18 protein-coding genes and 1 pseudogene are annotated in these 19909 nt (G+C 66.4%); 7 read left to right on the top strand and 12 right to left on the bottom strand.

What is annotated here, in order from left to right; translation table 11 throughout:
* Positions 1 to 119 precede the first annotated feature (119 nt).
* The 4 genes from ORI27_RS25715 to sdhC are packed head-to-tail and all read right to left on the bottom strand — an operon-like array spanning position 120 to position 3547.
* Positions 120 to 890, bottom strand: a complete 771-nt coding sequence (locus ORI27_RS25715; protein ID WP_265999849.1) for a succinate dehydrogenase iron-sulfur subunit — start codon at positions 888 to 890, stop codon at positions 120 to 122.
* The gene (sdhA, locus tag ORI27_RS25710) at positions 891 to 2645 is read right to left on the bottom strand and encodes a succinate dehydrogenase flavoprotein subunit (protein WP_265999850.1); all 1755 of its coding nucleotides are present in this window, start codon (positions 2643 to 2645) and stop codon (positions 891 to 893) included. It abuts the gene before it with no gap.
* Between the two features lie 21 nt (positions 2646 to 2666).
* Positions 2667 to 3128, bottom strand: a complete 462-nt coding sequence (locus tag ORI27_RS25705) for a succinate dehydrogenase hydrophobic membrane anchor subunit (protein WP_265999851.1) — start codon at positions 3126 to 3128, stop codon at positions 2667 to 2669.
* Positions 3125 to 3547, bottom strand: a complete 423-nt coding sequence (gene sdhC / locus ORI27_RS25700) for a succinate dehydrogenase, cytochrome b556 subunit (RefSeq protein ID WP_265999911.1) — start codon at positions 3545 to 3547, stop codon at positions 3125 to 3127. Before sdhC ends, ORI27_RS25705 begins: the two co-directional genes overlap by 4 nt.
* Positions 3548 to 3751: 204 nt before the next feature.
* Between sdhC and ORI27_RS25695 the strand changes: the two genes are divergently transcribed.
* From ORI27_RS25695 to ORI27_RS25685, 3 genes are read left to right on the top strand one after another with little or no spacing between them, the layout of a single operon-like run.
* The gene (locus ORI27_RS25695; protein ID WP_265999852.1) at positions 3752 to 4165 is read left to right on the top strand and encodes a cytidine deaminase; all 414 of its coding nucleotides are present in this window, start codon (positions 3752 to 3754) and stop codon (positions 4163 to 4165) included.
* The gene (locus tag ORI27_RS25690; RefSeq protein ID WP_265999853.1) at positions 4162 to 5496 is read left to right on the top strand and encodes a thymidine phosphorylase; all 1335 of its coding nucleotides are present in this window, start codon (positions 4162 to 4164) and stop codon (positions 5494 to 5496) included. Before ORI27_RS25695 ends, ORI27_RS25690 begins: the two co-directional genes overlap by 4 nt.
* On the top strand, positions 5496 to 6584 hold the full coding sequence (locus ORI27_RS25685; RefSeq protein WP_265999854.1) for an adenosine deaminase: 1089 nt from the start codon (positions 5496 to 5498) through the stop codon (positions 6582 to 6584). The genes ORI27_RS25690 and ORI27_RS25685 overlap by 1 nt, the downstream gene beginning before the upstream one ends.
* Positions 6585 to 6590: 6 nt before the next feature.
* On the opposite strand, the gene ORI27_RS25680 is transcribed toward ORI27_RS25685, so the two are convergent.
* Positions 6591 to 6938 (bottom strand): hypothetical protein, encoded by a 348-nt coding sequence (locus ORI27_RS25680; protein WP_265999855.1) that lies wholly within the window; start codon positions 6936 to 6938, stop codon positions 6591 to 6593.
* Between the two features lie 163 nt (positions 6939 to 7101).
* Between ORI27_RS25680 and ORI27_RS25675 the strand changes: the two genes are divergently transcribed.
* On the top strand, positions 7102 to 10251 hold the full coding sequence (locus tag ORI27_RS25675) for an MMPL/RND family transporter (protein ID WP_265999856.1): 3150 nt from the start codon (positions 7102 to 7104) through the stop codon (positions 10249 to 10251).
* A 1-nt stretch (position 10252) separates the two neighbouring features.
* Here the strand turns inward: ORI27_RS25675 and ORI27_RS25670 are convergent, their stop codons facing one another.
* The 3 genes from ORI27_RS25670 to ORI27_RS25660 form a co-directional block, all read right to left on the bottom strand.
* Positions 10253 to 11290, bottom strand: a complete 1038-nt coding sequence (locus tag ORI27_RS25670; RefSeq protein WP_265999857.1) for a Gfo/Idh/MocA family oxidoreductase — start codon at positions 11288 to 11290, stop codon at positions 10253 to 10255.
* A complete protein-coding gene (locus ORI27_RS25665) occupies positions 11287 to 12132 on the bottom strand; it encodes a phytanoyl-CoA dioxygenase family protein (RefSeq protein ID WP_265999858.1) in 846 nt (281 codons plus the stop codon). Before ORI27_RS25665 ends, ORI27_RS25670 begins: the two co-directional genes overlap by 4 nt.
* A 103-nt stretch (positions 12133 to 12235) precedes the next feature.
* Positions 12236 to 12835 (bottom strand): methyltransferase domain-containing protein, encoded by a 600-nt coding sequence (locus ORI27_RS25660; protein ID WP_265999859.1) that lies wholly within the window; start codon positions 12833 to 12835, stop codon positions 12236 to 12238.
* A gap of 497 nt (positions 12836 to 13332) precedes the next feature.
* Between ORI27_RS25660 and ORI27_RS25655 the strand changes: the two genes are divergently transcribed.
* Positions 13333 to 14736 (top strand): PE-PPE domain-containing protein, encoded by a 1404-nt coding sequence (locus ORI27_RS25655; RefSeq protein WP_266074025.1) that lies wholly within the window; start codon positions 13333 to 13335, stop codon positions 14734 to 14736.
* Positions 14737 to 14752: 16 nt separating this feature from the next.
* Here ORI27_RS25655 and satS read toward each other — a convergent pair whose 3' ends face one another.
* Positions 14753 to 16027: a protein export chaperone SatS gene (satS, locus tag ORI27_RS25650; protein ID WP_265999861.1), complete on the bottom strand. Its 1275-nt coding sequence runs from the start codon at positions 16025 to 16027 to the stop codon at positions 14753 to 14755.
* A gap of 44 nt (positions 16028 to 16071) precedes the next feature.
* Between satS and ORI27_RS25645 the strand changes: the two genes are divergently transcribed.
* Together ORI27_RS25645 and upp are read left to right on the top strand one after the other, a co-directional pair.
* Complete coding sequence (locus ORI27_RS25645) at positions 16072 to 16644, top strand: YdcF family protein (protein WP_265999862.1); 573 nt, start codon at positions 16072 to 16074, stop codon at positions 16642 to 16644.
* Between the two features lie 20 nt (positions 16645 to 16664).
* Positions 16665 to 17288 (top strand): uracil phosphoribosyltransferase, encoded by a 624-nt coding sequence (gene upp / locus ORI27_RS25640; protein ID WP_265999864.1) that lies wholly within the window; start codon positions 16665 to 16667, stop codon positions 17286 to 17288.
* Here the strand turns inward: upp and ORI27_RS25635 are convergent, their stop codons facing one another.
* From ORI27_RS25635 to ORI27_RS25625, 3 genes and pseudogenes are all read right to left on the bottom strand, one after another.
* Positions 17289 to 18881, bottom strand: a complete 1593-nt coding sequence (locus ORI27_RS25635; protein WP_265999866.1) for a phospho-sugar mutase — start codon at positions 18879 to 18881, stop codon at positions 17289 to 17291. It abuts the gene before it with no gap.
* Positions 18878 to 19048: pseudogene (locus ORI27_RS25630) on the bottom strand (MarR family transcriptional regulator); the annotation flags it as partial. The pseudogene ORI27_RS25630 and the gene ORI27_RS25635, both read right to left, overlap by 4 nt.
* Positions 19049 to 19090: 42 nt before the next feature.
* Positions 19091 to 19891, bottom strand: a complete 801-nt coding sequence (locus tag ORI27_RS25625) for a purine-nucleoside phosphorylase (protein WP_265999912.1) — start codon at positions 19889 to 19891, stop codon at positions 19091 to 19093.
* Positions 19892 to 19909: the final 18 nt, after the last annotated feature.

The following is a 19909-nucleotide window of genomic DNA, read 5'->3' as shown; positions in this document are numbered from 1 at the left end:
TTCATGGTTGACCCCGCCCGTCTGCGACGCAAGCACCTCACCAGGCCGAACACCACGGCCAAATTTTCATCCTCCACCACCGGGCGCAGCCCCCCAGACAGCTGCTCGCGCCAGGAAAATCAGCGCGCGAACATCAGCGCGCGCTTGACCTCCTGGATCGCCTTGGTGACCTCGATGCCGCGCGGGCAGGCATCGGTGCAGTTGAACGTTGTGCGGCAGCGCCACACCCCGTCGACGTCATTGAGGATGTCCAGCCGCTCGGCGGCCCCCTCGTCGCGGCTGTCGAAGATGAACCGGTGGGCGTTGACGATCGCGGCCGGCCCGAAGTACGACCCTTCGTTCCAGTACACCGGGCAGCTCGTCGTGCAGCAGGCGCACAGGATGCACTTGGTGGTGTCGTCGTAGCGGGCCCGGTCGGTCGGGCTCTGGATGCGTTCCCGGGTGGGCGGGTTGCCCGAGGTCATCAGGTACGGCTTCACCGCCCGGTAGGCGTCGAAGAACGGCTCCATGTCGACCACCAGATCCTTCTCGACGGCCAGCCCGCGGATCGGCTCGATGGTGATGGTCAGTGGTTTGTCCTTCTTGGGAAGCAGGTCGCGCATCAGTACCTTGCAGGCCAGCCGGTTCACGCCGTTGATGCGCATCGCATCCGACCCGCACACGCCGTGGGCGCACGAGCGGCGGAACGTCAGTGTGCCGTCCAAATAGCTCTTGACGTAGATCAGCAGGTTCAGCAGCCGGTCGCTGGGCAGGCAGGGCACCCGGAAGCTCTGGTATCCGGCGCTGTCGGGATCCTCGGGGTTGAATCGCGCGATCTTCAGCGTCACCATCACCGCCCCCTCGGGGATCGGCGGCAGGGCGGATTCGGCGACCTCAGGTGCAATGGTCATCTAGTACTTACGCTCCATCGGCTCGTAGCGGGTCTGCGCGACGGGTTTGTAGTCCAGCCGGATATCGCTGAGCAGGGCTGAGCCTTCCTTGTACGCCATGGTGTGCCGCATGTAGTTGGTGTCGTCGCGGTTGGGGTAATCCTCGCGGGCGTGCCCGCCGCGGGATTCCTTGCGGTTCAATGCGCCGACGACCGTGACTTCGGCCAGTTCCAGCAGGAAGCCCAGCTCGATGGCTTCCAGTAGGTCGCTGTTGTAGCGTTTTCCCTTGTCGTGCACCGAGATTCGGGAATATCGCTCCTTGAGGGCGTGGATATCCGTCAATGCCTGTTTGAGGGTTTCCTCGGTGCGGAACACCGCGGCGTTGTTGTCCATCGACTGCTGCAGCGCACCGCGGATATCGGCGACGCGCTCGCTGCCGTGCTCGGAGAGGATGTCGGCGACCCAGCCGACCACCATGCTCGCCGGCTCATCGGGTAGGTCGACGAAGTCATGGCCCAGGGCGTAATTGGCGGCGGAGATGCCGGCGCGGCGGCCGAACACGTTGATGTCCAGCAGCGAGTTGGTGCCCAGCCGGTTGGCGCCGTGCACCGACACGCAGGCGCACTCACCGGCCGCGTACAGCCCCGGCACCGTTGTGGTGTTGTTGCGCAACACCTGCCCGGTCAACGTGGTGGGAATCCCGCCCATCAGGTAATGGCAGGTGGGGTAGACCGGCACCAGTTCATTGACCGGGTCCACACCCAGGTAGGTGCGGGCGAACTCGGTGATATCGGGCAGTTTGGCTTCCAGAACGTCCTCACCGAGGTGGCGCACGTCGATGTAGACGTAGTCCTTGTGCGGGCCGGCGCCGCGGCCTTCCAGCACCTCCAGCACCATTGATCGGGCGACGATGTCGCGCGGGGCCAGATCGACGATGGTGGGGGCGTAGCGCTCCATGAACCGCTCGCCCTCACCGTTGAGCAACCGGCCGCCCTCGCCGCGGACCGCCTCGGAGATGAGGATTCCCAGACCGGCCAGGCCGGTCGGGTGGAACTGATGAAACTCCATATCCTCCAAGGGAAGACCCTTGCGGAAGACAATGCCCAACCCGTCGCCGGTCAGCGTATGGGCGTTGGAGGTGGTCTTGTACATCCGGCCCGATCCGCCGGTGGCGAACACGACGGCCTTGGCGTGGAAGACGTGGATGTCGCCGGTGGCGAGTTCATAGGCGATGACACCGGTGGCCACCGGACCACTCGGGGTCTGCGTCAATGCCAGGTCCAGGGCATAGAACTCGTTGAAGAACTGCACGTCGTGCTTGACGCAGTTCTGGTAGAGCGTCTGCAGGATCATGTGGCCGGTGCGGTCGGCGGCGTAGCAGGCCCGCCGGACCGGCGCCTTGCCGTGGTCGCGGGTGTGCCCGCCGAACCGGCGCTGGTCGATGCGGCCCTCGGGGGTGCGGTTGAACGGCATCCCCATCTTCTCGAGGTCGAGCACCGCGTCGATGGCTTCCTTGCACATGATCTCGACAGCGTCCTGGTCGGCGAGGTAGTCGCCGCCTTTGACGGTGTCGAAGGTGTGCCACTCCCAGTTGTCCTCTTCGACGTTGGCCAGCGCCGCGCACATGCCGCCCTGGGCGGCACCGGTGTGCGAACGGGTCGGGTAGAGCTTGGTCAGCACCGCGGTGCGTACCCGCGGACCCGCCTCGACGGCGGCGCGCATGCCCGCCCCGCCTGCGCCGACGATGACCACGTCGTAGCGGTGTTCGGTAATCATTTTCGCCTCGAAAATCGTCGTCTAGGAGATGTTCGGATCGAAGGTCAGCAGCACATAGGTACCCACCACCAGCACGATGAGCATGGAGACCACCAGCAGCGAGTTGAGCCAGAACCTGGTGGAGTCCTTGCGTGCGTAGTCGGCGATGATCGTGCGGATCCCGTTGCCGCCGTGCAGCTGGGCCAGCCACAGCAGCAGCAGGTCCCAGGTCTGCCAGAACGGCGAGGCCCAGCGCTGGGCGACGTAGTTGAAGTCGATGCGATAGACGCCGCCGTCCCACATCAGCCCGATGAACAGGTGCCCCAGCGCCAGGAAGATCAGGACCACGCCGGAGAAGCGCATGAACAGCCAGGCGTACTTCTCGAAGTTGGGCATACCGGCGCGCCGCCGCGGGGTGCGCGGATTGTCCAGCCCGGCCGGGCGGTCGTGGCTGCGTTCCAGGATCGGCGCCGGCGGGCCGAGCCGGCCCTCGGGCGCGCTCACAGGAACCGCTCCGCCATGTGCGTGCCGATGATCACCAGGGCGGGCACCATGACCAGCAGCCAGACCGCGGCTACCGCCCACAGCATTTGCCGCTGATAACGGGGACCCTTCCACCAGAAGTCGATGAGGATGATGCGCACACCGTTGAGTGCGTGATAGAGCAGTGCGGCCACCAGGCCGATCTCCATCAGGCCGACGATCGGCGTCTTGTAGGTCGCGACGACCTCGTTGTAGGCCTGCGGGCTGACCCGGACCAGTGCGGTGTCGAGGACGTGTACGAAGAGGAAGAAGAAGATCGTCGCGCCGGTGATGCGGTGCAACGCCCACGACCACATTCCCGGGTCTCCGCGGTAAATGGTGCGCCGTCGCCGAGTCGACTTATCGCGCGGGCCCGGCACGACCGGTGCCGCTGTACTCATCAGCGCCTCCAACACCATCGCCATAGTTGCCTCCAACACCATCGCCATAGTTTGGGTGGACTCTAACGCCGTTTGTACTGTCGAAAGAACTACCGTGCAGGGTTAACAGGCGGCTGCTCGGCCGATTTGGCAGGGTAACCACCGCAAGGCAACTCCTGCGAGGTGGTCGGTGAATGCATTCAGTACGGGTGTGGTGAGCGACATATGACTCTTGGGATTGAATGGAAGATGCTGCGCGACAAGGCAATTGAGGTGGCATCACGTGCCTACGCGCCGTATTCGCGGTTCCCGGTCGGCGCCGCGGCCCTGGCCGACGACGGCCGTGTTGTCACCGGCTGCAATGTGGAGAATGTCTCATATGGCCTAGGTCTCTGTGCCGAATGCGCGGTTGTCTGCGCACTGGTTTCCGGTGGCGGTGGACGGCTCGTGGCGCTCGCGGTGGTGGACGCCACCGGGGCCGCGCTGATGCCGTGCGGTCGGTGCCGTCAGCTGCTTCTCGAGCACGGCGGTCCGCAGTTGCTGGTCGATCACCCAAGTGGTCCCCGTCGGCTCGCCGAATTGCTGCCCGAGGCCTTCGGGCCCGACGACCTGGCCCGAGTGGAGCGGGAAAAGCGGTGATGGAGTTCATATTCGACGCTCCGACGGTGATCAGGACCAAGCGGGACGGCGGCCGGTTGACCGACGCGGAGATCGACTGGGTGATCGACGCCTATACCCGCGGCCGGGTCGCCGACGAGCAGATGTCGGCCCTGCTGATGGCGATCTTCCTGCGTGGGATGGATCGGGGTGAGATCTCCCGGTGGACCACGGCGATGATCGCCTCGGGCGAGCGTCTGGACTTCAGCGATCTGCGCCGCGACGGCCGGCGGGTGCCGACGGTGGACAAGCACTCCACCGGCGGGGTGGGCGACAAGATCACCATTCCGCTGGTTGCCGTGATCGCCGCCTGCGGTGCGGCGGTTCCGCAGGCCGCCGGCCGTGGTCTGGGCCATACCGGCGGCACCCTGGACAAGCTGGAGTCCATTCCCGGGTTCACCGCTGAGATCTCCAAAGCTCAAGTGCGTCAGCAATTGTCGGAAATCGGCGCGGCCATCTTCGCCGCCGGCGAGCTTGCTCCCGCCGACCGCAAGATCTATGCCTTGCGTGACGTCACGGCCACGGTGGAGTCCCTGCCGTTGATCGCCAGCTCGGTGATGAGCAAGAAATTGGCCGAGGGCGCCGACGCCCTGGTGCTCGATGTGAAGGTCGGCCGCGGCGCGTTCCTGAAGACCGAAGCCGAATCGCGGGAGCTGGCGGCCACCATGGTGGAGCTGGGCGAGGCCCAGGGTGTGCCCACGCGCGCCTTGCTGACCGATATGGACGTTCCGCTGGGGCGCACGGCCGGCAATGCCCTGGAGGTCGCCGAATCGCTGGAGGTTCTCGCCGGTGGCGGACCCGACGACGTGGTGGAACTGACCGTCCGGCTGGCCGTCGAGATGCTGGACCTGGCCGGGATCGACGGCACCGACCCCGCGCAGACGTTGCGCGACGGTACCGCGATGGACCGGTTTCGTGCCCTGGTCAGCGCGCAGGGCGGGGATGTCGACGCCCCGCTGCCGATCGGTGCCCATTCCGAGACCGTGCGGGCACCACGAAGCGGCACAATGGGGGACATCGACGCGATGGCGGTAGGGCTGACGGTATGGCGGCTCGGCGCTGGCCGGGCCAGCCCGGGAGAACGCGTGCAGGCCGGGGCGGGCGTCCGTATCCACCGGCGGCCCGGCGAGCCGGTTTCCGCTGGTGAGCCGCTGTTCACCCTGTACACCGACACCGCAGAGCGGATGCCGGCCGCCCTGGGTGAACTCGACGGTGCCTGGAGCGTCGTCCATGACAGACCCGCGGAACCCATCCCCGGGTCGCTGCGCTCCGGCCCGCCGCAGCGCCCCCTCATCATCGATCGGATCGCCTGATGCCCACGCCACTGACTCTCGGCACCATCGGCCAGGCGCCCAAGGCGCTGCTGCACGACCACCTGGACGGCGGGCTGCGGCCGGCCACCGTTCTCGACATCGCCGGGCAGATCGGCTACGACGGGCTGCCCGCCACCGAGGAGGCCGCACTGGCCGACTGGTTTCGCACCGCCGCACACAGCGGGTCGCTGGTGCGCTATCTCGAACCATTCGCCCACACCGTCGCCGTCATGCAATCCATCGACTCGTTGCACCGGGTGGCCTTCGAGTGTGTGGAGGATCTCGCCGCCGACAACGTGGTGTACGCCGAGGTGCGCTTCGCCCCCGAGTTGCACATCGACGGCGGGCTGTCCCTCGACGAGGTGGTCGACGCGGTGCTGGCCGGATTCGCCGATGGAGAGAAGGCCGCGGCCGCCGACGGCCGCCCCATCGTGGTGCGCTGCCTGGTGACCGCGATGCGCCACGCCGCGCGATCTCAGGAGATCGCCGAACTGGCGATCCGATTCCGGGACAAGGGGGTGGTGGGATTCGACATTGCCGGCGCCGAGGCCGGCTACCCACCCACCCGGCACCTCGACGCCTTCGAGTACATGCGAAGCCATAACGCGCGCTTCACGATTCATGCCGGCGAGGCGTTCGGACTGCCGTCTATCCACGAGGCCCTCGCCTTCTGCGGAGCCGACCGGCTGGGCCACGGGGTACGCATCGTCGACGATATCGAGGTGTTTCCGGACGGGACCGGCCGGTTGGGCCGGCTGGCCGCGATCCTGCGCGACAAGCGCATCCCGCTCGAACTGTGCCCGAGCTCCAATGTGCAGACAGGTGCGGTGGACAGTATCGCCAACCATCCATTCGACCTGCTGGCCCGGCTGCGGTTCCGGGTCACGGTCAACACCGACAACCGCCTGATGAGTGACACCACGATGAGCCAGGAGATGCTGCGGCTGGTCGAGGCCTTCGGCTACGGGTGGAGCGATCTGGAACGGTTCACCATCAACGCGATGAAGTCGGCGTTCATCCACTTCGACGAACGGCTGACGATCATCGACGAGGTGATCAAGCCGCGGTACGCGGTCCTGATCGGCTGAGCCGACCTAGATGTGTCCCGGCATACCGGGCATGCCGCCGGTCATCGGCAGCTCGGGCGCCGGGGGTGGTGGTGGTGGTGGTGGCGGTGGCGGTGGCGGTGGCGGTGATGGCGTATATGGGCTGCCCAAGCAGGCCGCATAGCCCGGCATCGCGGCGCATTGCGGATCGAGCGGACTGACCGGCGGCCCCTGCCAGTAGGGGCCGCCCTGGCACGCCGCGTACTGGGGATACTGCATGCAGGCGGGGTCGTCGGGGCCGGTGGGAAGGGCCGGGTCAGGGTTGTCCCGGGGGACCGGTGCACCCATGACCCCCAGGGTGACGAGGGCGCCGGCCATCAACACCGTCCAGCTCATGCCTGACTCCTTCTTGTTTGCTCTATGGTCGCACGCGGGCATCGGCGCCGCGCACAGTCGCGGCCGGGGGCGTACGATCCGGTTTGCGGGTGCGTGCGCGCCACGAATTGGCCCGCCACCTTGTGATACATGCCCGGGTGTTCCCGCGATGTAACTTGGTGTGATGTCCAAGCGCGCCATTTTCAGGGGCGTGTCACCACATAAGCTCCTCACGGGCTTGGGTCGGGTGATCGTTCGCCACCCACTGCTCGTGATCGCGTCTTGGCTTGTTCTGGCGGGGGCCCTGATGGCCCTCATCACCCCGCTGGCCGTCGTCGCGGCCCGCAACCCACCGGATTTCTTGCCCAAAGATGCGCCGGTGCTGGTGTCGGTCAAGAAAATGCAGGAGGCCTTTCACGAAGCCGACGCAGGCAACTTCGCGGCCATCATCCTCAGCAACGACAACGGCCTGACACCGGCCGACGAGGAGACCTACCGGAACATCGTCGACGAGCTCAAGGACGACACCAAGTACGTCACGTCGCTCCAGGATTTCGTCCGCACACCGGAGCTGAAAGAGGTGATGACCAGCAAGGACGGCAAGGCCTGGAACCTGCCGGTCAGCATGTCGGGGACGATGGGCGCCCCGGATGGCCAGGAGTCCTACCGGCACGTCATCAAGTCCGTCCAGGAGGCGGCGAAAGGCTCGTCGCTGCAGGTCAACGTGGTCGGTGGGGCCTCGACGATCGAGGACATGAACGTCATCGGTGCCCGCGATCAGCACATGATCGAGATCGCCACGGTCGGGCTGGTGTTCTCCATCCTGCTTCTCGTCTATCGCAGCCTGATCGCGATGCTGATGCCATTGATCACTATCGGCATTTCGCTGGTGGTTGCGCAGCAGGTCGTGGCCGGCCTCGGCGAACTCGGGTTGGGGCTGGGCCCGCAGACGATGATGCTGATGGTCGGCATGATCATGGGCGCCGGCATCGATTACGGCGTCTTCCTGTACAGCCGCTATCAAGAACTCACCAAGACCGGAATGGGGTCCGACGACGCCCTGGTCGAAGCGCTGGCCACGATCGGCGAGGTGATCGCCGGTTCGGCCGGCACCGTCGCCATCACCTTCCTCGGGATGTCCTTCACCAAACTGGCGATCTTCTCCACCGTCGGTCCGGCCCTGTCGGTGACCATCTTCGTCGGCTTCCTGGCGTCCATCACCCTGCTGCCGGCGTTCATCGTGCTGGCCGGCCGGCGCGGATGGATCAAACAGCGACGGGACATCACCGGTCGGTTCTGGCGCCGATCCGGCGTCATGATCGTCCGCCGCCCCACGCTCTTGCTGGTGACCAGTGTGGTGATCTTGGCCGCGCTGGCTGCCACCACGGCGGTGATGAACTTCAATTACGACGACCGCAAGAACCTGCCGCAGGACTCCGCGAGCAACCGTGCCTACGAGGTGATGGACAAACACTTCCCGATCAGCAGCACGCTGCAGCAGTTCCTGTTCATCCAGTCCCCGAACGACCTGCGCACCCCCAAGGCGCTGGCCGATATGGAGCAGATGGCCGCGCGCATCGCACAGTTACCCGACATCGACATGGTTCGCGGCATCACCCGCCCGACCGGCCAGGTGCTCGAGCAGGCCAAAACCACCTACCAGGCCGGCGAGGTGGGCAGCAAGCTCGGCGAGGCGTCGAACCTCATCCACTCCAACGACGACAACCTCACCCTGCTGTCGGGAGGTGCCGGCAAGATGGCCGACGTCCTGGGCGAGATCCGCACTCAGGTGGTGGGATCGATCGCCAGTGTCCGGGGGCTGACGAGTGCGCTGGACGCCATGTCGCAGAAGTACGGCGGGTCCAAGACGCTGGACCAGATCGACAAGACCGCCTCCCTGGTGACCAACATGCGCTCCCTGGGCGACGCGTTGGGACTCAGCATCCTGCGGGTCACCAGCATCAGCGACTGGGCCACACCCATGGTCAACGCGCTGAACGTCAGCCCGCAGTGCGATGCGGACCCGGCGTGTGTGGCCTCCCGGTCGGACCTGCAGAAGATCGTCGACGTCAGCAACACCGAGGCGGTCCATTCCATCGAGGAGTTCGCCCGTGAACTCTCGGCGACCGAGGGATCGCAGAAGCTGGACGAGGCCGTCCACACGCTGAGCCAGAACGTCAAGAAGGCCACGGCGGCCGCGCGAGCGCTCGGCGTGGGCCAACCCGGTGGTGTCGAGAAGAAGCTCAACGAGGCCGTTCAGGGCGCCAATCAGCTCGCCGATTCCAGCCGCCAGCTGGCCCTGGGTGTGCAGACGCTGGTCGATCAGACCCGCAACCTCGGCGCGGGCCTCGATCAGGCATCGGATTTCCTGCTGGCCATGAAGCGGGAGGCGGCCGAGCCGCCGATGTCGGGTTTCTACATCCCGCCGCAGGTATTGACCATGGACGAGTTCAAGAAGGCCGCCAAGCTGTTCGTCTCCGAGGACGGCCATTCGGCGCGCTACCTGGTCCAGACGGCGCTCAATCCGTTCAGCACGGCGGCGATGGATCAAGTCAAGACGATCGTCGACACCGCGAACGCCGCGCGGCCCAACACCGAGTTGGCCGGTGCCGAAATCTCGATGGTGGGCTTCTCCTCGATCAACGCCAATGTCCGGGATTTCTACGACTCCGACTTCGTCTACATCCTGTGCATGACGCTGGTCGTGGTCTTCCTGATCCTGGTGGTGCTGCTGCGCGCGATCGTCGCGCCCCTGTATCTCGTGCTCTCTGTGGTGCTGTCCTACGGTGCCGCGCTGGGTATCGGAGTGGTGCTGTTCCAGTTCATCCTCGGCCAGGAATTGGCTTGGGGCGTACCGGGAATCGCGTTCATGGTGCTGGTCGCGGTCGGTGCCGACTACAATCTGCTATTGATATCGCGCATCCGCGACGAGGCGAAATACGGTGTGCGTTCGGCGGTTATCCGCACCGTCGGCGCGACCGGTGGCGTGATCACCTCGGCGGGCCTCATCTTCGCGGCGTCGATGATGGCCCTGACCGTCAGCAGCGTCCTCACCGCGGCGCAGATCGGCTTCGTGATCGGAGTCGGCCTCTTGCTGGACACCTTCCTGGTGCGAACGCTCACAGTGCCGGCTGCCGCAGTGCTGGTCGGCGACGCGAACTGGTGGCCGGCCAAGCCGCCGAGGGTCAAATACCAGGCCGCGAAACGGGCTGCCGCGACGGCAGCGGCCTCCGCCGCCGCTTCCGTGGCGTTGCTCGACGCGGATAGTCACGCTGCGTGGGAAGCCGAAGGCGGGGCGACGCTGGATGTTCCCGATGACTACGAGGAGCAGTGAGTCAGAGCCGCGGGGTGGGCAGCCAGGGTATCGCGCGGGCGGCCCAGCTCACCAGGTTGTCGGCGACAGCGTCCTCGAGTCGGTAGCGCGTATTCACCGGGTCGGATCCACTCCCCGGGTCGCTGCGCTCCTGCCCGCCGGTCTTCCACAGTGACGCGATCACCTGGCTCAGACCGTCGATGCGCAGCAGGTTGAACTCGGAATCGTCCTCGAGGCCCATCGCGCCGAGTGTCGCGTGATACGGGAGGCCGATCTTCATCGGCGTCCCCAACCCGTCGATTTCGAACCCGGTCAGGCCGTTGTCGTCCTCGATACGAACCAGCTTGGCGCCACGGGTATCCGGGATCGGATGGCCCATCGGGTGCCCGGCCAGGACGGCCTTGCTGCCGGTGACGACGAACGATCCCTCGCCCTGTCGATAGGGTTCGTGAACCTCGCCGATTTTGCCGCCGCGGAAGCGGTAGTCGATGTCGACGCCGCCCGGAACCCGCCTGCTGCGCGCAGAGCTCGGCGGCAGGAGGTCAAGCCACGACCTGACCAACGCCAACGCGTGGTAGCGATATCCCATCTCGGACAGGGCGACCCGGCTGACCTCACCGAGCGCTCCGGCCCGGATCGCGTTGCCGACCAGACGGTATTGCGGCATGTTCATGAAGTCTTCGCCGACCCGGATCTGTGCCCAGCGCCGGAATTGTGCCATGCGCGCGAGGTCATCGAGGCGGCCGACCCCGGGTGTATCGATGACCAGTGCGGCGCCCGGTGCCAGGTGGGCCAGTGACTTCAGAACGGTGAGGTTGTTGGTCACCGTCACCGACACCAGCGCGAGGTCGATGTCCCCGGGCCGAAGCACGCGCGGATCCTCGATCGCTTCCACACCCCACCGTTCACCGGCTTTTCGTGCGTTCGCGAGAGTGCGCGAATGAATTCCGACGACCTCGATGCGGGAATCCAACAAACTCAACGCCGGAAGAAAAGCGTTGCGGACTCGGTATCCGGAGCCGACGACGAGCGCCCGCAGCCGACTACTGGGCTGCGTCACACAACGCCCGCGGCGGCGAGCACTCGGAAACCGACGGTCTGGGCGCGGATGTAGGTTGCCTGCGTCCGCGACAGCTCGTTTTTCGTCGTCGGCGACAGCGGGGTACCGGACGGAACCGCACCGCGGTCCGGCAGCGGGCTGGTGGTGCCGACCCGGCGCTCATCGATGAGGGCGAGCAGGGCCGGATCCGTCAGATGCGCGCGGGCCTCCTGGAACTCCGGCAGCCCGATCCGGTCGTTGGGCAGGCCGGCGGGCTGGAACGAGACCTTGAGGACGCGTCGGCGCAGCGCGCCGCGGTTGGGCGACGCGCGATGGAAGTACGAGCGGTTCCACATCGCCGCGGTACCGACCGGGCCGACCAGCTGCACCGCGTCGCCTCCGGCGCGCATCCCGTTGTTGGGTCGGTGCGGGTAGAACTCGAATGCGCCATCGCCCTCGCCGACCGGCGACAGCAGGATGAAGATGCTGATGAAGGAGGGGAAATCCGGGGTGTAGGACCGGATCGTCTCGGTGTCGCGATGCCAACCCAGCGGCTTGTCGCGGTGGATGTGCGGCCGGCCCTGATTGGCCGCGATCTCATAGCAGTGGCAGTGATACAGCAGGGCCGACGGGTGGATGCCGGCGATGAGCTGGCGAACGGGCTCACTGAACACTTCGGCGAAGATCCCGGTGGCGGCCAGCGCGTCGGCACTCGCGTACGACCGTCGCTCACCGTCGGTTCCGGCGAAGATCGGATCGAGGCGGCGGTTCCAGTCCTCGATCAACTCAACCGGCCAGAGTCCGGTCAAATCGGCGATGCCTTCGTTTGCCAGCACGTCAGTCAATGTCAGTGTCGACGTCACCAGTCATACCTCCCTTAGCGGTCCCACGCTACAGGCTATCGGCGCTGGCTGCGAGGGCCGCCGGTCACCTGCAACCGGAAAGTGACGCGGGGCCGGGCATGGGCTACTGCGCGAAGACGAACAGCCGGTGCTGATACCCGTCGACGTTTGCCCAGTTCTCCTCGTGCAGGCTGGTGTAGCCCCGATCCCGGAACATAGACCGCACATCCTCTTCGAGGTAGCTGTTCAACCAGCCGCGGCTGACGCGGTCGATGGCCCCGAGCTTGGTACGCCGGAACTGGTCATTGCTATCCGGGCAGCCGTAGGAGATCACGCAGCGCGGCACGAATGTGGACAGCCAGTCGAGCACCGACGGCACATCACGGAGGTATTCCAGCACCCCCATGATGACGGCGACGTCATAGGTGTCCGGGCCCAGGTTCGGCAGCGGCCGCTCATTGAGATCGCAGACGATCGTTCCCGGGCCGCGGTCGACGAGATCGGAGGGTGTGTAGGTGCTGGACGGGTCGAGATGGCGTTCGAGGGCTCGAGTACCCGCGCCGAACTCGATCACCCTGCTGCCGGCGGGTATCAACTCGGCGGCCCGTTGCGTCCGCGGCTCCCAGTCCGAGTAGAGATTCCGGGTGTCCGCCCAGCGCTTGTAGTCGGTCTTCTGGCGCAGTGCGGCGATAATCCCCAACTTCGGGATATGGACTCGGCTCACTGAATATTCACCCCAACCATGTCGATATCCCGTGTCCGGGTCATGGGTCGGCCGCCCTGATGAGCCAACACCCCTTGTCGTTCCCAGAAGGTTAGCATTCCGCGGTTCGGCGGCTATGACGGGTTTGCGGGAGGGTTTCGCCGGTGTCAATTTCTCGCCGGCCGGGACGGGACGGCTCCTGGCCGGTTTGCCCTAGTCGTCGGTAGTGGTTGCGGTCCGGCTGGCCTCACCGGGGCTGCGGTTGCCCCCGATTCGGTGCACGTCGGGTGCCCAGTTTTGCGTTTGCTGATAGAGTCTCTCAGGCCTGGTCGGGGGCAGGTGGTTCGCTCTCGTCGTGCGTGATACTGACCGGGATAGGGGTGTGACCCGATATGCGCTCAGCGGCTCGGAGCACGGCAGTGTCGATCGCTGCACTGGCAGTGTTCCTGTCCGTGGCCCTCGTTTCGACAACGACGGCGACTCTGAAGCTTCTACTCACTGGCACAACGGTTCTCGTGATGGGCGGCACCGGACACTCGCTGTCACCCGCCGAGGACACCGACGAGTTCGTCGAAAGCTATATCGCAGGTGCCGTCGGCAATTACGTCGACCCCGCCTCGACGCTGGGCGCCGGTATCCCGGCGGGCCCCTACAACGGAGTCGCGGTCGTCACGCCCGAACAGTTCGCGCCGGATACCGGCACGTTGACCTACGACCAGTCGGTGGCCCTGGGCGTGCAGAACCTGGACAACTGCATCAAAGGCACGTCGTGCAACTACAACACCGAGGTGGGCTCGGTCGCACCGGCGCCGGGTGACACATTCGTGGTCTACGGCTTCTCGCAGAGCTCCACGATCGCGACCCTCGAAAAGCGGTCCTTGGCAGCGGAATACGCCTATGGCGAGGGCCCGGACGTCAGCTTTGTGCTGATCGCCAACGGAAACCGCCCCAATGGCGGGTTCTTGTCGCGCGGGCCGACCGGCGTCACCATCCCGTGGTTCCTCCAGTTCGGCGGCGCGACCTTCAGCGGGCCGACCCCGACGAACACCCAGTACGAAACCGTCGACACCGCCGCCGAGTACGACGGATGGTCGGACTTCCCGGAGAATCCGCTGAATCTGCTGGCCGTCGTCAACGCGATGATGGGCATCACCTACCTGCATCTCGGTGGGGTTTACGACGACACCAGCCTCACCGATCCCGGTGTCATCGATCAGGGCCAGTACGGCGACACCCACTACTACCTGATCTCCACCCCGATCCTTCCGATTCTGATGCCGCTGGAGAACTTCGGGACGCTGGGTCATGCGCTGGCGGACACCCTCGACCCCGCCCTGCGCGTCATCATCGAATCGGCCTACGACCGCAGCGTCAGCCCCGGCGAGCCGACGTCGTGGAACATCTTCTACTTCGAGAATCCGGTCAAACTGACCAAAGACTTTGTCGAAGCGATTCCGGTCGGTTTGGACAACGGGATGGAAGATCTCTTCGGGGTTCGTCCGTTGGGGACGACGCGGCCGGGTCCGTACGGTGTCGGCGGACCCGACGTCACTTATACCGACTCGGAAACGACCGAGACCGCCAGTGCCAACTCGGCAGCGACGAGTACCTCGACCGAGTCGACCACGGAATCGACATCCAGCGACTCGTCGTCCTCATCGTCGACTGATGACACCGATTCCGCGACGTCGACGAGCACGAGCAGCGCTATCGGTCACTTCCGGCCGCGCCCCACTTCGACCTCAACGGCCTCGACAGCCTCGGCGGCCTCGACGAAGAAGGCCGTGTCGGCGGCCTCGACTTCGGGCAGCTCGAGTTCCGGTTCCAGCTCGAGTGGCTCCTCCAGCTCGAGCTCGACGTCCAAGCACAGCGGTGTGGGCTCGTCGAAGCGCGCCAAGGCGAGTTCGGGGTCCAGCTCCTAGGGGCCTGGGCGCACCGCTATTCGCGGCGCAGCCGCGACTCCACGAACCGCTCGATCTCTTCCCACTCCTGCACCGCCGCCGCATACGGTCCGGCGGGCCGAGAGTTCTCCTCGGGATCGAGCACGTAGTCGACGAGCTTGCCGAGCGGACGGTCTTGGGCCAGTAGCCGGTCGACAACGTCTTCCTCGGAGTACTCGCCGACATCACGGACGAGTTCGACGGCCAGCTCCAGCTGATCGCGGTCGATCGTGTCGGGCCCGTCGGAGATGTCGTCGCTCAGCCCCGTGAGCATGTAGATGTTGTCCTCGGTCACGTCGACCCGCAGCGAGCCGTCGGTGGCCGCGGTATGGATGTCGTCGTAGGTGCTCAGGTCCGACAGATCGTGGTCGCGTTGGTCGGCGAGGTAGCGGGCCAGCGAACGCTCCGATCCGAACACGCTGATCCTGCCGTTGCGCCCCAGGAAGATCGGCCGGTCGTCGAAATAGCAGCGCAGTGTGTACAGCGTTCCCGAGCCGAGCGTGATGCGCACCGGGTCGATGCCGACCGCGGCCCAGAAGTCCTCGTCACTGCCGAGCACCACATCGTCCTGCGGCGCCCGCTCGTCGGCACTTTTCTCGGTCTCCGGCTCGCCGGCGTCTTCGTCGGCGTCCTCGCCGGCTGCGCTCTCCGACGGCTCCTCCGTCTCCTCCTCGTATGGCTCTTCGAGCTCGTCGGCGGCCAGCTTGGCGGCCCGCTCGTCGACCTCGGGGGTGGTGATGACCTCGTCGATCGCCGACAGCACCCCATCCCACCCGCGGCCGACGATCTCGCCGACCACACTCCAGCGTTTACGCCCTGATTTGCCGCTGAACTGTTCGATACCACCGGAGAGCAGCCCCAGGTTGGGGTTGCCGTTGAAGAACCGCGTCACCGCCGGCAGCTCGCACACCGAGCCGATCGAGGAGACGATCGCCATGGTGTTGGCCAGCGCGGTCACCGACTCCTCGGTCGGCTTCTCCGACAGGGTCTCCTCGACCGAGATCAGATCGACCTCGCGGTCCGGCTTCGGCACAAGCTTGTGGGCATTGGCCCCCACCAGGTCCTCCCACCCTGGGTGATCGGCCAGATCGTTGTCGGTGTTGGTGCGAACGAATGCGGCGAGATCTGCCACCGATTCGAACGCGAAGAGGTCCTCGTCCTTGCCGAGGAACGCCTCCCACTCGTCGCCGCCGTCGCGCCAGCGGGGCGCCCACAGCGTGTACAGGTCACCTGCGGTCACGCCGATGCGGACCGGAACGAGCTCAGCAGCCATGCCGCACAGCCTAACGACGCTTGCTGACCGGTAACCTGCCCCCCGTGGGGAGGTGGCGTCGCGCGCTGGCCATCGTGGCGGTGATCGGCCTGGGAATCGTCGGCATCCTGGGTGTCACCGGATACTTCCTGTTCAACCGCCCGCGCGCAGACCCGTTGACCAAAGCCGACGCGATCATCGTGCTCGGCGGCGACAACGACGGTCGGCTGGAGTACGGCCTGAGCCTGGCCGAGCAGGGCTACGCCGATACGGTCGTGCTGTCCAACGCCTACTCCGAAGACGAGGCGGATTCCGCGGACTACCGCCGCGCGTGCGCCTCGGGCACCCCGACAGTGACCGTCATCTGCTTTCGGCCGGTGCCGTTCACCACCCGCGGCGAGGCGATGTACCTGACCCGTCTTGCCAAGCAACACCACTGGACTCGCGTGATCGTGGTGTCCTGGAACTACCACATGGTGCGGGCGCGCTACATATTTCACCAGTGCTTCGACGGCAGCGTCACCATGCGGCCGGTGCCGCGCACCTACGACTATCCGCTCTGGTACTGGGCCTGGGAGTACGCCTACCAGTACACCGCAATGATCAAGGCGTTTGTTCTCGGCTGCCACGCCCGGTGACGCTCCTCTAGTCTCTGCGCATGGATGTGTGCGTGATCGACCACCCATTGGCCCGGGCGCGGCTGACCACGCTGCGCGATGAGCGCACCGACAACGCCTCCTTTCGCTGTGCGTTGCGGGAGCTGACTCACATGCTGGTCTACGAAGCCACCCGAAGCGCACCCTCTGAGGACGTCACAGTTCGGACTCCGATGGCCGAGACCACCGGCGCGCGCCTGGCTGTTCCGCCGCTGCTGGTACCGGTCTTGCGCGCCGGGCTGGGGATGGTCGACCAGGCGAGTGCCCTGATCCCCGAGGCGCAGGTGGGTTTCGTCGGCGTGGCCCGTGACGAGACCACTCATCAGCCGACGCCCTACCTGGAATCCCTGCCGCAAGACCTGAGTGCTCAGCCGGTAATTGTGCTCGACCCGATGCTGGCCACCGGCGGTTCCATGGTTTACACGATCGGGTTGCTGCTTGACCGTGGTGCCCGCGACATCACCGTGGTGTGTGTGGTGTGTGCACCGGAGGGCATCGCCGCGCTCGAGAAAGCGGCTCCGCAAGCCCGGCTGTTCACGGCCGCCATCGACGATGGCCTCAACGACATCGCCTACATCGTGCCCGGTCTCGGCGATGCCGGTGATCGCCAGTTCGGGCCGCGTTGACTACCAGTTCCGCGCGGACTCCAGCAGACTCCGTTGCAGCGCGCCAGCGCGCTCGCGCGCATCGGCCAGATCCGTGCTGATCGCCTGGCCAACCTCGGTGTAGCACTTGACTTTCGGTTCGGTACCCGAAGGCCGCACCACGACCCGGACCGACGTCTGTTGGTCGCCACCGGTCAGGAACACGGCATCGGCTCGCTCTGTTGCGGTGGCCGGAAAGCCGGCCAGTTCGGTGGGGGGCGCGGTACGAAGCCGGCCCATCAGCGCCGCGGCTTCCTCGGCGTCGGCCACTCGGCGTGACACCGCCGCGGTGGTGTGCACCCCATATCTGCGGGCCAACCGGTCGAGCGAAGCGGGAATCGAATCACCCTGAGCGCCAAGACTGGCCAGCAGATCGCACACGAGGACGGCGGCGCTAATCCCGTCTTTGTCGCGGACGGCGGACGGGTCGACACAGTGCCCGATTGCTTCCTCGTAGGCGTAGACCAGACTGCGCCCGCTCAGACCGAAGTCGGCGCGGGCGAGCCATTTGAAACCGGTCAGCGTCTCGACGTGCTGGGCGCCGTAGTCTGCGGCGATCGCCGCCAGCAGCTGCGAGGAGACCACGCTACTGGCCACCACGCTACTGGTGGCTTGCCCGGGTGGAAGGCTGGACAAGATGTAATCGCCTAGTAGCCAGCCAGTTTCGTCGCCGGAGAGCATTCGCCACCCGTCGGGAGTGGGGATGCCGACGGCGCAGCGGTCGGCATCGGGGTCCAGCGCGATGGCGATATCGGCACCGATCCGACCCGCCAGTTCCAGCAGCAGATCGGCCGCGCCGGGCTCCTCGGGGTTGGGGAACGTCACCGTCGGAAAATCGGGGTCCGGCGTGAATTGGCTTGTCACCGTGTGGACATCGTTGAACCCGGCGGCACGCAGCGTGCGTATGGCGAGTTCGCCGCCGACCCCGTGCATGGCGGTCAGCGCCACCCGCGGCGCTCCGTGGGCGTTCCGCCGAAGGCTCGCCGCTCGCCCGACGTAGGCGTCGACCAGTGTGTCATCGGTGGGCGGCGCGGGTAGGCGGGGAATCTGGTCGGCTGGTGGCGCCGCGGCCATCGCGGTCTCGATCTCGCGGTCGGTGGGCGAGATGATCTGCAGCCCGCCCTCGAGATAGACCTTGTAGCCGTTGTCACCTCGGGGGTTGTGGGATGCGGTGATCTGCACCCCTGCGGCGGCGCCGGTGTGCCGGACGGCGAACGCCACGACCGGGGTTGGCACCGGATGTTGCCAGGTGATCACCGCAAAGCCTTGGGCGGCGAATACTTCGGCCGCGGCAATCGCGAACTGCGCCGACCCGTGCCGGGCGTCGCGGCCCACCACGACGGCCGAACCGCCCAGGCCTCGACCGGCGAGCACCCGGGCGACCGCCCAACTGACTCGCAACACCACCGCGAGGTTCATCGCGTCCGGCCCACCGCGTACCGGACCGCGCAGGCCGGCGGTGCCGAATGTCAAGGGCCGGCCGAAGCGGGCGGCGAGCTCGTCGGGATCCAGGGCGGCCAATTCGGCCGCCGTGACCGGATCGGGATCATGGGCGATCCAGTCCTCGGGGGTCACGGCACCGATTGTGCCCTGTGGTCGGCATCGGCGAGCTTGCGCAGTACCGGCGCGGTGAGCATCAGCAGGTTGAACTCCAACTCGGAGAGGTGATCGCGCATGGTCTCGTACAGCCACTGGTCGCGCTGAGCTCGGTCGCGAAGCAGCAGCTGGAAGCCTTCGGCGGTTTCATCATCGCCTCTGCTCGCCCGCGGTTTCGTTCGAGTCGCCTACAGGCGCGCCAATACCGAGGCCAGCAGCGAACCCATCGCGGTGGCTGACGCGCGGCCGGCGGCCAGCACCTCGTCGTGACTCAGCGGCTGACCGGTCATCCCGGCGGCTAGGTTTGTCACCAGCGAAAACCCGAGTACTTCGGCGCCGACAGCCCGGGCGGCGATGGTCTCGTGCACGGTCGACATACCGACCAGGTCGGCCCCCAGCGTGCGGAGCATCCGGATCTCGGCAGGAGTCTCGTAGTGCGGACCCGGCACGCCTGCGTAGACGCCTTCGGTCAGGGTCGGGTCGACCGAGCGGGCCAGTTCACGCAGCCGCGGCGAGTAGGCGTCGACCAGGTCGACGAACTGTGCGCCGACCATCGGCGAGCGCGCGGTCAGGTTGAGGTGGTCGCTGATCAGCACGGGCTGCCCGACCCGGTATTCGGGCCGCAGGCCGCCGGCGGCGTTGGTCAACACGACGATCTGCGCGCCGGCCGCACGTGCCGCGCGCACCGGATGGACGACGGCGCGCAGGTCGTGGCCTTCATAGGCGTGGATGCGGCCCAGCAGCACCAGCACGTTGTGGTCTCCGAGCGGCACCGACAGCACCCGGCCGCGATGCCCGAGTGCCGACGGGGGAGTGAACCCGGGGATCGCCGACATCGGGATCTCGGCGGCCGGTGTTCCCAGTGCTGCTGCCGCCGGCGTCCAGCCCGACCCGAGAACCACGGCGATGTCGTGTCGTGCCACACCGGTGCTTTCGGCGATCACCGCGGCGGCGTGCTCGGCGTCTGGACTCACAGCCAGCGAGCCTATCGCTGAATGCGATACTGC

The organism is Mycobacterium pinniadriaticum (assembly GCF_026242045.1).
Lineage (GTDB): Bacteria > Actinomycetota > Actinomycetes > Mycobacteriales > Mycobacteriaceae > Mycobacterium > Mycobacterium pinniadriaticum.
Note: the sequence above shows the minus strand (reverse complement) of the source record. Positions and strands in the feature narration are given on the sequence as shown.

Bases quoted from the DNA above. Each gene is read 5' to 3' on its own strand.
- ORI27_RS25675 (WP_265999856.1), top strand. From the start codon at position 7,102: ATGTCCAAGCGCGCCATTTTCAGGGGCGTGTCACCACATAAGCTCCTC.
- ORI27_RS25715 (WP_265999849.1), bottom strand. From the start codon at position 890: ATGACCATTGCACCTGAGGTCGCCGAATCCGCCCTGCCGCCGATCCCC.
- satS (WP_265999861.1), bottom strand. From the start codon at position 16,027: ATGGCTGCTGAGCTCGTTCCGGTCCGCATCGGCGTGACCGCAGGTGAC.
- ORI27_RS25695 (WP_265999852.1), top strand. From the start codon at position 3,752: ATGACTCTTGGGATTGAATGGAAGATGCTGCGCGACAAGGCAATTGAG.
- sdhC (WP_265999911.1), bottom strand. From the start codon at position 3,547: ATGAGTACAGCGGCACCGGTCGTGCCGGGCCCGCGCGATAAGTCGACT.
- ORI27_RS25685 (WP_265999854.1), top strand. From the start codon at position 5,496: ATGCCCACGCCACTGACTCTCGGCACCATCGGCCAGGCGCCCAAGGCG.
- ORI27_RS25680 (WP_265999855.1), bottom strand. From the start codon at position 6,938: ATGAGCTGGACGGTGTTGATGGCCGGCGCCCTCGTCACCCTGGGGGTC.
- sdhA (WP_265999850.1), bottom strand. From the start codon at position 2,645: ATGATTACCGAACACCGCTACGACGTGGTCATCGTCGGCGCAGGCGGG.
- upp (WP_265999864.1), top strand. From the start codon at position 16,665: ATGGATGTGTGCGTGATCGACCACCCATTGGCCCGGGCGCGGCTGACC.
- ORI27_RS25655 (WP_266074025.1), top strand. From the start codon at position 13,333: ATGGGCGGCACCGGACACTCGCTGTCACCCGCCGAGGACACCGACGAG.